Raw genomic sequence first — 12,915 nt, 5'->3', positions numbered from 1 at the left:
TGCTTCTGCCCCTCCGGGGTGAACACAGGCCCAGAACAGCCCGTACGAAATGATGGCGGACCCGGACCTCCACACCGGGTCCGCCGCCCAGCTGGGCCACTGCCTCGTACGGAAGGACCTTCGGGTGCCTGTCTCCACAGACTCACGTCAACAAGAGGAACCCGAGGTCGCCGAAGGCCCTGGTGAACCGCCCGTCAAGCGGTTCGCGGTCGTCCGGGAGTGGCGGAGTCGGTATCCCGTCGCCGCGAAGATCGTGTGGTGGACCGGGACCGTTCTCGCGGTGCTGTTGCTGTACACCTCGTTCCTGCTGCCCGTGTCCGTCGCCGCCTTCAAGTGGTCCACGTTCATCCGGCTGCCCGGCGAAGCGATCGTCGTCTCGGCCCTGTTGATCGCCCTGCCCCGGAAGGCACGGCTCGTGTTCGCCGTCGTCGGGGGGATCGGGCTGGCCGCGTTGACGGTCGTCAACGGGCTGGAGATGGGGTACCGGGACTATCTCGGGCGGAGCTTCAACCCCGTGCTGGACTGGGAGTTGCTCGACGACGCGAAGTCGTACGTGGCGGACTCCTCGGGGAAGACGGCCGCGAACCTGCTCGCGATCGGGCTGGTCGTCCTCGTCGTGCTGCTGTTCGCGGGGATGGTCGGGGCGCTGATCCGGGTCGGGAACATCCTCGCACTGGACGTCCAACGGGCCACCCGGGGAACGCTGTTGGTCGGCACCGCGTGGATCACGTGCACGATCCTCACCGTGCACGTCGCGGGCATCCCGTTCGCCTCGTACCGGGCGGCGGCCGGGCTGAACTCCCAACGGCGGCAGGTCGAGGCGACGTTGAAGGACGAGGCCGCGTTCAAGAAGATCGCGAAGAGCGACAAGTTCGGCAACACGCCCCCGGCGCAGCTCGTTCCGGACCTGCGGGGCAAGGACATGCTGTTCACGTTCATCGAGAGCTACGGCCGCAGCGCGATCGAGGACCCGATCATGGCGCCGGGCGTCGACAAGATGCTCACGGAGAACACGGCGGCCCTCGCGAAGATCGGATTCCACGCCAAGAGCGGCTGGCTGACGTCGTCGACGTACGGCGGGGGCAGCTGGTTCGGGCACTCGACGACCATGTCGGGCCTGTGGATCGACAACCAGCAGCGCTACCGCACGGTGATGGCGAGCGACCACCTCTCCCTCACGAAGGCGTTCCAGAAGACCGGCGCGTGGGACACCGTCGGCATCATGCCGGGTGTCCAGAAGAGCTGGCCGGAGCAGAAGTACTACGGCCTCGACACGGTCTACAACGCCTTCCAGATGGGGTACAAGGGGCCGAAGTTCAGCTGGTCGACGATGCCGGACCAGTACGCGCTGGAGTCGTACCAGCGCCTCGCGCACGGCAAGAAGCGCGACAAGCCGCTGATGGCCGAGATCATCCTGACGTCCAGCCACATGCCGTGGGCGCCGATCCCGAAGCTCGTCGACTGGGAGGACGTGGGCGACGGTTCGGTCTTCGACGCGATCCAGAAGGAGGGCAAGAAGTCCTCGGACGTCTACGGCGACGACACCAAGGCCCGTGAGGAGTACGGCAAGTCGGTGCAGTACTCGGTGACCGCGCTGACCCAGTGGATGGAGCGGTACGCCGACGACAACACCGTCCTCGTCTTCCTCGGCGACCACCAGCCGAACGCCAAGGTGAGCGGTACGAAGGCCAGTCGCGACGTACCGATCTCGATCGTCGCCAAGGATCCCAAGGTCCTGGAGAAGGTGGCCGGCTGGAACTGGACGGACGGCCTCAAGCCCGCGCACGACGCGCCGGTGTGGAAGATGGACCAGTTCCGCGACCGCTTCCTCACGGCCTACGGCTCGACCCCACACCCGAAGACCAACTGACGCTTCACGGCGGCTCGTTCATCGCGTCGCGGGCCGCTTCCACGAACGTGGCCAGGGAGGTCGAGTAGGCCCCCATGGCCGCGTCGAAGCGCGCGAACGCCTCCGGCCCCTCCCGGGAGATGTCGGCGAGCAAACCGTTCGCGCGCGTGGCAGCCGCCAGGACCGCCTTGGCCATCTCGGCCAACCCGCCAGGTCCCTCAAGCGAGATGACGCGCACGCTGTGCATGAGCGGGTCGTACGCCTCGCGCGCCTCGACCCGCAGTTCCTCGATGTGCGCCAGAAAGCCTTCCGGGTCGGCCGGCCTGAAACGGACCTCGCCGGCCTTCCAGTACAGCTCGCTCATCCCGTGCGCGCACCGCATCAGCTCCAGATACGCGTCCCGCCGCAACTCCCGTACCCGGCTCTCCTGTTGGGCCTTCGCCGACGCCTCCGCCTGGACCCTGGCCGCGCGGACGTTCCCCAGGTTGGTCACCCAGCCCGCCAGTACGGCCGTCCCCCCGGTCAGAGCCGCGACCCACACCGCGCTGTCCGCCACGCGATCAGTGTCGGCGGACCTCGGCGCGGTGTCGAGAGGGCGTCGATCAGCCGCCGGACGTGTCGAGTTCGGCGTCCTCACCGACGCCCGCGCAGTCGTACGGATCCTTCAGCCAGCCGTCCGGGAGGACGACGCGGTTGTTACCCGACGTGCGGCCGCGAGGCCCGTCGGCGCCGGTCGGCCAGGGCTGGTCGAGGTCCAACTCGTCGAGGCCCGCGCGGAGTTCGGCCAGCGACGACGTGATCGCGAGGCGCCCCCGCATCTCGCTGCCGACCGCGAAGCCCTTCAGGTACCAGGCGACGTGCTTGCGGAAGTCGATGACGCCCCGCGACTCGTCGCCGAGCCACTCGCCGAGGAGGGTCGCGTGGCGGACCATGACGTCGGCGACCTCCTTGAGGGCCGGGCGCGCGACATCGTCCAAGCGCCCCTCGAAGGCCGCCACCAGGTCCGAGAACAGCCACGGCCGCCCCAGGCAGCCCCGGCCCACCACGACCCCGTCGCAGCCGGTCTCCCGCACCATCCGCAGCGCGTCCCGCGCCGACCAGATGTCGCCGTTGCCGAGCACCGGGATCTCCGGGACGTGCTCCTTGAGGCGGGCGATGGCCTCCCAGTCGGCGGTGCCGCCGTAGTGCTGGGCGGCGGTGCGGCCGTGCAGGGCGATCGACGTCACGCCCTCCTCGACGGCGATGCGGCCGGCGTCGAGGTAGGTGATGTGGTCGTCGTCGATGCCCTTGCGCATCTTCATCGTGACGGGGAGGTCCCCGGCGCCGGAGACGGCCTCGCGCAGGATCGCGCGCAGCAGGTTGCGCTTGTACGGGAGGGCCGAGCCGCCGCCCTTGCGGGTGACCTTCGGGACGGGGCAGCCGAAGTTCAGGTCGATGTGGTCGGCGAGGCCCTCCTCCGCGATCATGCGGACGGCCTTGCCGACGGTCGCCGGGTCGACGCCGTAGAGCTGGATCGAGCGGGGGGTCTCGGTGGCGTCGAAACGGATGAGCTGCATGGTCTTGTCGTTGCGCTCGACCAGCGCGCGGGTGGTGATCATCTCGCTCACGAACAGCCCTTTGCCCCCGCTGAACTCTCGGCAGAGCGTGCGGAAGGGCGCGTTGGTGATACCGGCCATGGGCGCCAGGACGACGGGCGGCTGGACGGTGTGCGGGCCGATCTGGAGGGGCTGGGCGGTCGTGGACATTCCCCCATTGTCGCGCATGGGACGAGTGGGCCGAACGGGTGAGGTCCAGGATCTTGTACCGGTCATTAGTTAGACGCACTATCGATCCGGGCGTACAGTGGTGGACATGCCGGAGCTGAGCCAACGCCGTCGACTGCTGGTGCTCGCGATCTGCTGCATGAGCCTGCTGATCGTGAGCCTCGACAACACCGTTCTCAATGTGGCGCTGCCCTCGATGCAGCGCGATCTCGACGCGAGTACGTCGGGTCTCCAGTGGACGATCGACGCGTACACGCTGGTGCTGGCCTCGCTGCTGATGCTCGCCGGGTCGACCGCCGACCGGATCGGGCGCCGCAAGGTGTTCATGACCGGGCTGGTGATCTTCACGGTCGGGTCCGTGCTGTGTTCTCTCGCGCCGAACCTCGGACTGCTCATCGCCGCGCGCATGCTGCAGGCCGTCGGGGGGTCGATGCTGAACCCGGTCGCCATGTCGATCATCACGAACACGTTCACGGACGCGCGGGAGCGGGCGCGGGCGATCGGGGTGTGGGGAGCGGTCATCGGGATCTCCATGGCCGCCGGACCACTGGTCGGCGGGCTGCTCGTCGAGTCGGTGAGCTGGCGGGCGATCTTCTGGCTGAACCTCCCGGTGGGGCTCGCCGCGCTGCTGCTGACCCTGCGGTTCGTCCCCGAGTCCCGCGCCGAGCGGGCCCGGCGGCCCGACCCGGTCGGGCAGACGCTGGTGATCGTGCTGTTCGGCGCCCTCACCTACGCGATCATCGAGGCGCCGGTCTCCGGTGCCGGCACCAGCGTGCCGTTCGCCGTCCTCGCCCTCGCCGCGCTCGCCGGGCTGCTGTGGTACGAGCCCCGGCGCACCGACCCCCTCATCGACCTGCGGTTCTTCCGGTCGGCGCCGTTCAGCGGGGCGACGGTGATAGCGATCTCCGCGTTCTCCGCGCTCGCCGGGTTCCTGTTCCTGTCGACGCTGTACCTCCAGAACGTCCAGGGGCTCGACGCGCTGCACGCCGGGCTGTGGATGCTGCCGATGGCCGTGCCGACGTTCCTGTGCGCCCCCGTCGCCGGGCGCCTCGTCGGCAGCCGCGGTCCGCGCATCCCCCTCGTCGTCGCCGGGGTCGCCATGTCCTCGGGCGCGCTGCTGTTCGCGGCCTTCCACGCCGAGACCTCCACCACCGGCCGCTTCCTCGGCTACCTCCTCTTCGGCATCGGCTTCGGCTTCGTCAACGCGCCGATCACCAACACGGCGGTGTCGGGCATGCCCCGCGCCCAGGCCGGGGTCGCCGCGGCGGTCGCCTCCACGAGCCGGCAGCTCGGACAGACACTGGGCGTCGCCGTCGTCGGCGCGGTCCTGGCCTCCGGCATCAACGCCTCGTCGTACCGCGAGACCTTCGCCTCGGCCGCCACCCCGGGCTGGTGGATCATCGTCGGCTGCGGGGTGGCCGTCCTGGCCCTCGGGCTCCTCACCAGCGGCCGGTGGGCACGAGGAACGGCCGAGAAGACGGCAGCACGACTCCGGGCTCCGGAGGTCCAGGGCGTGGGAGCCGGCGTGGGGTGACCGGGCTCATCGCTCCCCCACACCGCCGATCACCCACGCCGGCACACCCCACCAGTCCGCCCGCACCGCCGGCCCGGCGTGCCGAGGCCAGGCACTCCGACGCCAAGTGCTCCGGGACAGCCTCCCCGGACAGGCCCCCCGATCCCAACCTCTGATCCCCGCCCCGGACTCCACCCCGCCCCGCACGCCCCCCCACGCACAACAAAACGCCGGGCCCCCACCAACAGGAGCCCGGCGTCGCGGAGTTACAGCCCTAGCAGCCGATCAGCCGGCTCGCCAAGTACCCCTCGATCTGGTCGAGAGACACCCGCTCCTGCTTCATCGTGTCCCGCTCCCGCACGGTCACCGCGTTGTCGTCGAGCGTGTCGAAGTCGACGGTCACACAGAACGGCGTACCGATCTCGTCCTGGCGACGGTAACGGCGCCCGATGGCACCCGCGTCGTCGAACTCGATGTTCCAGTGCTGGCGCAGCGCCTGCGCGAGGCCCTTCGCCTTGGGCGACAGGTCGGCGTTGCGGGAGAGGGGCAGCACCGCGACCTTGACCGGCGACAGGCGCGGGTCGAGGCGCAGGACGGTCCGCTTCTCCAGCTTGCCCTTGGCGTTGGGCGCCTCGTCCTCGACGTACGCGTCGAGGAGGAACGCCAGCATGGAGCGGCCGACACCGGCGGCGGGCTCGATGACGTACGGGGTGTACCGCTCGCCCGCCTCCTGGTCGAAGAAGGAGAGATCCTGGCCGGACGCCTTGGAGTGCGCGGTGAGGTCGTAGTCGGTGCGGTTGGCGACGCCCTCCAGCTCACCCCACTCGTTGCCGCCGAACTGGAAGCGGTACTCGATGTCGGCGGTGCGCTTGGAGTAGTGGGAGAGCTTCTCCTGCGGGTGCTCGAACCACCGCATGTTCTCCTCGCGCATGCCGAGGCCGGTGTACCAGTTCCAGCGCTCCTGCATCCAGTACTCCTGCCACTTCTCGTCCTCGCCCGGCTTGACGAAGAACTCCATCTCCATCTGCTCGAACTCGCGGGTGCGGAAGATGAAGTTGCCGGGCGTGATCTCGTTGCGGAAGGACTTGCCCATCTGGGCGATGCCGAACGGCGGCTTCTTGCGCGAAGCGACCTGCACCAGCGCGAAGTTGGTGAAGATGCCCTGCGCGGTCTCGGGCCGCAGGTAGGCGACGGAGCCGGTGTCCTGGGTGGGGCCGAGGTGGGTGGAGAGCAGGCCGGAGAACTGCTTGGGCTCGGTGAACTGGCCCTTGTTGCCGCAGTTGGGGCAGTTGATGTCGGCCATGCCGTTCTCGGGGAGGCGGCCGTGCTTGGCCTCGTACGCCTCTTCCAGGTGGTCCGCGCGGTACCGCTTGTGGCAGGCGGTGCACTCGGTCAACGGGTCGGAGAACGTGGCGATGTGGCCGGACGCGGCCCAGACCTCGGAGGCGAGGATGACGGACGAGTCGAGACCGACCACGTCCTCGCGCGACGTCACCATGTAGCGCCACCACTGGCGCTTCAGGTTCTCCTTCAGCTCGACACCGAGGGGGCCGTAGTCCCAGGCGGCCCGCTGACCGCCGTAGATCTCACTGCACGGGAAAACGAAGCCACGGCGCTTGCTAAGGCTGACGATGGTCTCGATCTTGTCGGCGGCCACGGTGCTCTCTTCATAACGACGGTAACGACGACGGACGACGAAGCGGAGACGCTCGCGCGAAGCCAAGGAACCTGCTTCGGAGCGCCGCTTCGGAGCGAACCCTCAGGGTACCGGCGCAGACTCCCCCTCAACCAAATCGAGCACCCGCCCCGCGCTTATACCGGGCTTACCAGTCGCTTACCGGGATCCTTGTTGACAACGGTTTCCATATTTGTTGAAAATGACTGTCATGAACGTACGACGACAGCACATATCCGGGATAGCGATCGCGGCGACCGCCGCACTCGGCCTCGGCACCCTCACCGGCTGCTCCTCCGACAGCGCCGCCGCCAGCAGCGACGGCAAGCTCGACGTCGTCGCCTCGTTCTACCCCATGGCCTTCCTCGCCGAGCAGATCGGCGGCGCCCACGTCAGCGTGGAGAGCCTCACCGAGCCCGGCCAGGAGCCGCACGACCTGGAGATCAGCGCCAAGCAGACCGCGCGCCTGGAGAAGGCCGACGCGATCGTCTACCTGAAGAACCTCCAGCCGTCGGTGGACGCGGCCGTGAAGCAGTCCGGCGTCAAGACCAAGGTGGACGCCGCCTCCCTCACCACCCTGGAGAAGCACGGCAACGAGGTCGGCGGCCACTCCGCCGAGTCCGACCACACCGAGAACGACGAGCTCGCGGGCCTCGACCCGCACATCTGGCTCGACCCGGTCCGCTACTCGCAGGTCGCCCAGGGCGTGGGCACCGCGCTGGAGAAGGCGGACCCGGACCACGCGGCCGACTACAAGAAGAACACCGCCGACCTGGTCGCCAGACTCGCCGCCCTGGACACGCAGTTCAAGACCGGCCTCGCCGACACGAAGACCAAGGTGTTCATCACCACCCACGCCGCCTTCGGCTACCTCGCCGAGCGCTACGGCCTGACCGAGGAGGCCATCAACGGCCTCGACCCCGAGTCGGAGCCGAGCGCCGCGCGCGTGAAGGACCTTGAGAAGATGGCCAAGGCCGACGGCGTCACGACCGTGTTCTACGAGACGCTCGTCAGCGACAAGACCGCGAAGACCATCGCCTCCGACGCGAACCTGAAGACGGACGTCCTCGACCCGATCGAGGGCATCACCGACAAGTCCCGCGGCAAGGACTACTTCTCGGTCCAGGAGGCCAACCTCAAGGCCCTCCAGACCGCCCTGGGAACAAAGTGAGCCTGAAGTGACTTGGAGGACGGCATGACCCCTGAGCCCGTCATATCCCTGCGCGGCGTGCGCGCCGAGCTGGGCTCGCGGCCCGTCCTCCGCGGGATCGACCTCACCGTGCGGCGCGGTGAGGTCGTCGCGCTGCTCGGCGCCAACGGCTCCGGCAAGTCGACGGCGATCCGCGGCGTGATCGGACAGGTGCCGCTGAGCGCGGGCGAGATCGAGCTGTTCGGCGTACCCCGCAAGCGGTTCCGCGACTGGTCGCGCGTCGGGTACGTCCCGCAGCGGACGACCGCCGCCGGCGGCGTCCCCGCGACGGTCACCGAGGTCGTCTCCTCCGGCCGCCTCTCCCGCGCCCGCTTCGGCGTCCTGCGCAGGGCGGACCACGTGGCCGTACGCCGGGCCCTGGAGCTGGTCGGCATGGCGGACCGGGCCAAGGACAACGTGGACGCCCTCTCCGGCGGCCAGCACCAGCGCGTCCTGATCGCCCGCGCGCTCGCCTCCGAACCCGAGCTGCTGATCATGGACGAGCCGATGGCGGGCGTGGACCTGGCCAGCCAGGAGGTACTGGCGCAGACCCTGAAGGACCAGGTCGCGGCGGGGACGACGGTCCTGCTCGTCCTGCACGAACTCGGGCCCCTGGAGCCGCTGATCGACCGGGCGGTCGTCCTGCGCGACGGCTGCGTCCAGCACGACGGCCCGCCCCCGCGCGCGGTCGGCCAGCACGCCCTGCCCGGCCACGACCACGTCCACCCGCACGAGCCGATGCACACGGGACTGCTGAGCTGACATGGACTTCCTCGACTACGCCTTCATGCAGCGGGCCCTGCTCGCCGCCGTCCTCGTCGGCATCACCGCCCCCGCCGTCGGCATCTACCTCGTCCAGCGCCGCCAGGCCCTCATGGGCGACGGAATCGGCCATGTCGCGATGACCGGCGTCGGCCTCGGCTTCCTGCTGTCCTGGTCGCCGGTGTGGATGGCGACGCTGGTGTCCGTGCTCGGCGCGGTCCTCATGGAGTTGATCCGCTGGTACGGCAAGACGCGCGGCGACATCGCGCTCGCGATGCTCTTCTACGGCGGCATGGCCGGCGGTGTGATGTTCATCAACCTCGCGCCGACCGGATCCAACGCGAACCTCACGTCGTACCTCTTCGGATCCCTGTCGACCGTGTCACAGTCCGACGTGACCGCGATCTGCGTCCTCGCCGCGTTCGTCGTCCTCGTCACCCTGGGGCTTCGGCGGCAGCTGTTCGCCGTCAGCCAGGACGAGGAGTTCGCGCGGGTCACGGGGCTGCCGGTGCGCGCGCTGAACCTGCTGACCGCGGTCACCGCCGCCGTCACCGTCACCGTCGCCATGCGGGTCGTCGGGCTGCTGCTGGTCAGCGCGTTGATGGTGGTGCCCGTCGCCGCCGCGCAGCAGCTCAGCCGGAGTTTCGCGGCGACGTTCGTCATCGCCGTCGCCATCGGGGTGAGCGTCACCATCGGCGGCACGATCACCTCGTACTACCAGGACGTGCCGCCCGGCGCGACGATCGTCCTCCTCACCATCGGCGCGTTCATCCTCCTCACGGCTCTCTCCGCGCCCCTCGCGCGCCGTCGCGCCCGCGCACACGCCCTCGCGCGGCCCGCCGGGGATCCCGCCGAGTGCGCGATTCCAGCCGTCCGCAAGGCGGGCGACGAGCTCGGCGTCTGACCGGGCACAGGCCGGGCTGGCACAATGGCCCGGCAGGTGTTCAGACGTTCAGGAGGCAACGGTGACGACCGCTGGACCGCCCGTGAAGGGCCGCTCCACCCGGCAGCGTGCGGCGGTGGCGGCGGCGCTCGACGAGGTCGACGAGTTCCGCAGCGCGCAGGAGCTCCACGACATGCTCAAGCACAAGGGCGACTCGGTCGGCCTCACGACCGTCTACCGCACGCTCCAGACCCTTGCGGACGCCGGTGAAGTGGACGTCCTGCGCACGTCCGACGGCGAGTCCGTCTACCGCCGCTGCTCCACCGGCGACCACCATCACCACCTCGTCTGCCGCATCTGCGGCAAGGCGGTGGAGGTGGAGGGCCCGGCCGTCGAGAAATGGGCCGAGGCCATCGCGGCGGAACACGGTTACGTCAACGTCGCGCACACGGTCGAGATCTTCGGCACCTGCGCGGACTGCGCTACACCCGCCTGAGGTTCGCGTCGAGCAGCTCCCGCAGCCGCTCGACGTCGGCGGGGTCACCGGCGCCGCGCTTCGGCAGGAAACTCACGCACCGGCCGCCCCGGTCGGGACTGCGGACGATGAACACGGCGTCGCTCTCCGCGTAACTGCCGTAGTTGCTCCACTCCGTCCGCGTCTCGGCCCGCGCGGTGACCTTCCGTATCCCCTCGGCGCCGACGGTCGTCCGCACGGTCCCCTGATGCGCGTTCGCCTTCTGGAGCCGGGCAGCCGCGAGCGCGGGATAGCACCGCAGCAGCCCGGCGTACACCACGATCAGCAGCCCCAGCGGATCGAGCCCGCCGCCGGTCAGCAGCCGCAGCACGACCATCGCCGCGCCCAGCAGCCCGAAGGCGATGACGAACGGCCACCGGAAGATCAACCCGAGGGGCCGCTTGCGGAGTTGGAGCCGGTACATCTCCGCGTAGTCGGCCCGCCGCGTCTCGTACTCCAGCACGACCTGTTCCCCGGTCACTGCCCCTCCTGGTGCCTCGTCCGACCGAGGCGTGATCGTAACCGGTCGCTCAGCCTCGTCCGAAACAGCGTTCCAGCTCGGTGAAGTCGTAGAACGCGCTGTTCCTCGCCACCGGCTTGCAGGCCGCCTTGAAGGGGATCTCCTTCTCGTTGTAGAGCATCCGTACGAGGTACCGGGTGCCCTTCTGGTACACGTCCCACTGGATGTTGGCGCCCAGGGGAGACACGTCGGCGCCCCGCCAGGGGTTGTTCTTGTACGTGTACGACACCCCCGGCGTCGCGGGCTTCGTGCTCTCCGGCAGGCCCATCAGCGCGGCCAGCGGGATGATCTCCTCGGCGTGGGTGAAGCGGAGTTCGGCGCCCAGGGCGGAGGTGCCGGACTGCTTGGCCTTCACCTGCTTGAAGAAGTCGTCCAGCAGGACGTTCGCCATCTTGTAGGTGATGTCGGAGTCGGAGAAGCCGGGGCCCTTCTCGTAGAAGTCCTCGGCGTCTCCCAGGTAGCCGAACCAGGCGGCGTCGGTGCGGGAGATGTAGCGGTCGAGGCCCCAACCCCGGCCTCCCGGGCTCTCCTTGATCATCGCGGGGGCGATGGCGTAGAGGTTGTAGACGGCCTCGGCGGCGGCGACCCGGTCCTCGGCCGGAAGACCGTCCACGAAAGGCCGCTTGAAGATCTTCCGCAGGACGCTCTCAGCCGCCTGGTGGGTCTTCGGCTGATCGGTGATCGACTTCAGCGTCGAGGCCAGGCGCTGGTCGTTCGCCAGATAGTCCTGGTACGCCTTGCCGCCCGCCGCCTTGTGGAAGTACAGGAGGTCCTTGTCGGTGCGGGTCGCGCCGATGAGCGGCTTCAACGCCGGGTCCTTCGCGGCGAGTTCACCGGCGTACTCGTTCGCGCTGTCGATCGCGCGGCCCTGCCCGGAGCTGACGACGTCGATCTTCTCGCCCTTGGCGGCGATACCGGCGAAGAGGGAGGGGACGCGGGCCGCCATACGGTCGGCGGTGTCGCGCATCTCCTCGCGCCCCCGGCCGCTGAGGTTCCCGTACCCGACCTTGGCCATCGCCGCGAGCAGCGCCCGCACCTTGGGCCCGAACTCCTCGCCCTTGCGGGTGAGTTGGCCCTCGGTGGACGCCTTGTCCCACAGCGCGAGGACCAGGTCGCCGTCCTCGCTGTCGGTGGCGGCGCGGGAGCCGTGCCGGGAGACGTTCTCCGTGAAGACGGGGACGAAACCGGCGGGGGCCTTGGAGTAGGAGGCCGGGTTCTGCTCGGGCGTGTACGGGGCCTTCGTGCCGTAGCTGTCGATGTGCGCCGGCGGCCTGGACGCGGCGAGGGACGGGGTCGCCGCGACCAGTACGGCACAGAGGGCCGCGAACGCGGGGGTTGCGTGCTTCATGGGCGGATCGTCCGTGAGCCGTGTGAACCCCCGGTGGCGCTCAGGTGGCCGTCTCCCCCTCCGCGGTCCTGCCCTCCATCGCGAGGAGTTCCTCGTTCGGGATGGCCCCGCCGAAGCGGCGGTCGCGGGAGGCGAACTCGACGCAGGCCCGCCACAGGTCGCGGCGGTCGAAGTCGGGCCACAGGACGTCCTGGAAGACCATCTCGGCGTACGCGCTCTGCCAGATCAGGTAGTTGGAGGTGCGCTGCTCGCCGCTGGGGCGCAGGAAGAGGTCGACGTCCGGCATGTCCGGGTAGTACAGGTACTTCGCGAGGGTCTTCTCGGTGACCTTGGAGGGGTCGAGCCGGCCCGCCTTCACGTCCTCCGCGAGGGCCTTCGCCGCGTCGGCGATCTCGGCGCGGCCGCCGTAGTTCATGCAGAAGTAGAGGGTCAGTTTGTCGTTGCCCTTGGTCTGCTCCTGGGCGACCTGGAGCTCCTGCGCGACCGACTTCCACAGCTTCGGCATCCGGCCGACCCAGCGCACGCGGATGCCGAGCGCGTCGAGCTGGTCGCGGCTCTTGCGGATGAAGTCGCGGTTGAAGTTCATCAGGAAGCGGACCTCGTCGGGCGAGCGCTTCCAGTTCTCGGTGGAGAAGGCGTAGAGGGAGATGTTCCTCACACCCATCTCGACGGCGCCCTGGAGGACGTCGAGGACCTGCTCGGCGCCGACCTTGTGGCCCTCCGTGCGGGGCAGTCCGCGCTCCTTGGCCCAGCGGCCGTTGCCGTCCATGACGATCGCCACGTGCTCCGGCACCAGCTCGCCGGGGAGCTTCGGCGGACGCGCGCCGGAGGGGTGCGGCTCCGGCGCCCGGTACTCGCGCCGCTGACGCCCCAGGATCCCGCGTACGACCATGTCCTTC

12 protein-coding genes are annotated in these 12,915 nt (G+C 69.5%); 6 read left to right on the top strand and 6 right to left on the bottom strand.

Annotated features, from left to right (window positions below; genetic code table 11):
- The first annotated feature begins 124 nt into the window (after positions 1-124).
- Complete coding sequence (locus ACLZOT_RS36115; RefSeq protein ID WP_416973376.1) at positions 125-1,870, top strand: CDP-alcohol phosphatidyltransferase; 1,746 nt, start codon at positions 125-127, stop codon at positions 1,868-1,870.
- Between the two features lie 4 nt (positions 1,871-1,874).
- On the opposite strand, the gene ACLZOT_RS36110 is transcribed toward ACLZOT_RS36115, so the two are convergent.
- Complete coding sequence (locus ACLZOT_RS36110; protein ID WP_416973375.1) at positions 1,875-2,405, bottom strand: hypothetical protein; 531 nt, start codon at positions 2,403-2,405, stop codon at positions 1,875-1,877.
- 46 nt (positions 2,406-2,451) lie between these two features.
- Positions 2,452-3,594: a tRNA dihydrouridine synthase DusB gene (dusB, locus tag ACLZOT_RS36105; RefSeq protein ID WP_416973374.1), complete on the bottom strand. Its 1,143-nt coding sequence runs from the start codon at positions 3,592-3,594 to the stop codon at positions 2,452-2,454.
- 106 nt (positions 3,595-3,700) lie between these two features.
- Here dusB and ACLZOT_RS36100 point away from each other — a divergent pair, with 106 nt between their 5' ends.
- The gene (locus ACLZOT_RS36100; RefSeq protein ID WP_416973373.1) at positions 3,701-5,146 is read left to right on the top strand and encodes an MFS transporter; all 1,446 of its coding nucleotides are present in this window, start codon (positions 3,701-3,703) and stop codon (positions 5,144-5,146) included.
- 253 nt (positions 5,147-5,399) lie between these two features.
- On the opposite strand, the gene ACLZOT_RS36095 is transcribed toward ACLZOT_RS36100, so the two are convergent.
- Positions 5,400-6,782, bottom strand: coding sequence for a glycine--tRNA ligase (locus tag ACLZOT_RS36095; RefSeq protein WP_416973372.1), 1,383 nt, complete (start codon positions 6,780-6,782; stop codon positions 5,400-5,402).
- A gap of 229 nt (positions 6,783-7,011) precedes the next feature.
- On the opposite strand from ACLZOT_RS36095, the gene ACLZOT_RS36090 reads away from it, so the two are divergent.
- The 4 genes from ACLZOT_RS36090 to ACLZOT_RS36075 all read left to right on the top strand — a co-directional run bounded on the left by ACLZOT_RS36090 (position 7,012) and on the right by ACLZOT_RS36075 (position 10,130).
- Positions 7,012-7,971 carry a metal ABC transporter substrate-binding protein gene (locus ACLZOT_RS36090; RefSeq protein WP_416973371.1) on the top strand — a complete coding sequence of 320 codons (960 nt, stop codon included), beginning with the start codon at positions 7,012-7,014 and terminating at the stop codon, positions 7,969-7,971.
- Positions 7,972-7,995: 24 nt separating this feature from the next.
- The gene (locus ACLZOT_RS36085) at positions 7,996-8,751 is read left to right on the top strand and encodes a metal ABC transporter ATP-binding protein (RefSeq protein WP_416973370.1); all 756 of its coding nucleotides are present in this window, start codon (positions 7,996-7,998) and stop codon (positions 8,749-8,751) included.
- A gap of 1 nt (position 8,752) precedes the next feature.
- Entirely contained in the window at positions 8,753-9,655 is a 903-nt protein-coding gene (locus ACLZOT_RS36080) for a metal ABC transporter permease (protein WP_416973369.1), read from the top strand.
- Between the two features lie 61 nt (positions 9,656-9,716).
- Positions 9,717-10,130, top strand: coding sequence for a Fur family transcriptional regulator (locus tag ACLZOT_RS36075; protein ID WP_416973368.1), 414 nt, complete (start codon positions 9,717-9,719; stop codon positions 10,128-10,130).
- Here the strand turns inward: ACLZOT_RS36075 and ACLZOT_RS36070 are convergent.
- From ACLZOT_RS36070 to ACLZOT_RS36060, 3 genes are read right to left on the bottom strand one after another with little or no spacing between them, the layout of a single operon-like run.
- Positions 10,117-10,629: a YcxB family protein gene (locus ACLZOT_RS36070; RefSeq protein ID WP_416973367.1), complete on the bottom strand. Its 513-nt coding sequence runs from the start codon at positions 10,627-10,629 to the stop codon at positions 10,117-10,119. The genes ACLZOT_RS36075 and ACLZOT_RS36070 overlap by 14 nt on opposite strands.
- Positions 10,630-10,678: 49 nt before the next feature.
- On the bottom strand, positions 10,679-12,016 hold the full coding sequence (locus tag ACLZOT_RS36065) for a histidine-type phosphatase (protein ID WP_416973366.1): 1,338 nt from the start codon (positions 12,014-12,016) through the stop codon (positions 10,679-10,681).
- A gap of 40 nt (positions 12,017-12,056) precedes the next feature.
- Entirely contained in the window at positions 12,057-12,908 is an 852-nt protein-coding gene (locus tag ACLZOT_RS36060) for an isoprenyl transferase (protein ID WP_416973365.1), read from the bottom strand.
- Positions 12,909-12,915 lie beyond the last annotated feature (7 nt).

Source organism: Streptomyces sp. 4F14, assembly GCF_048159485.1.
GTDB lineage: Bacteria > Actinomycetota > Actinomycetes > Streptomycetales > Streptomycetaceae > Streptomyces.
The sequence above is the reverse complement of the archived record's forward strand: the minus strand, read 5'-3'. Positions and strand labels throughout refer to the sequence as shown.

Excerpts from the sequence above, each read along its gene's own strand:
- ACLZOT_RS36090 (WP_416973371.1), top strand. The coding sequence starts at position 7,012 with ATGAACGTACGACGACAGCACATATCCGGGATAGCGATCGCGGCGACC.
- ACLZOT_RS36060 (WP_416973365.1), bottom strand. The coding sequence starts at position 12,908 with ATGGTCGTACGCGGGATCCTGGGGCGTCAGCGGCGCGAGTACCGGGCG.
- ACLZOT_RS36080 (WP_416973369.1), top strand. The coding sequence starts at position 8,753 with ATGGACTTCCTCGACTACGCCTTCATGCAGCGGGCCCTGCTCGCCGCC.
- ACLZOT_RS36085 (WP_416973370.1), top strand. The coding sequence starts at position 7,996 with ATGACCCCTGAGCCCGTCATATCCCTGCGCGGCGTGCGCGCCGAGCTG.
- ACLZOT_RS36065 (WP_416973366.1), bottom strand. The coding sequence starts at position 12,016 with ATGAAGCACGCAACCCCCGCGTTCGCGGCCCTCTGTGCCGTACTGGTC.
- dusB (WP_416973374.1), bottom strand. The coding sequence starts at position 3,594 with ATGTCCACGACCGCCCAGCCCCTCCAGATCGGCCCGCACACCGTCCAG.
- ACLZOT_RS36100 (WP_416973373.1), top strand. The coding sequence starts at position 3,701 with ATGCCGGAGCTGAGCCAACGCCGTCGACTGCTGGTGCTCGCGATCTGC.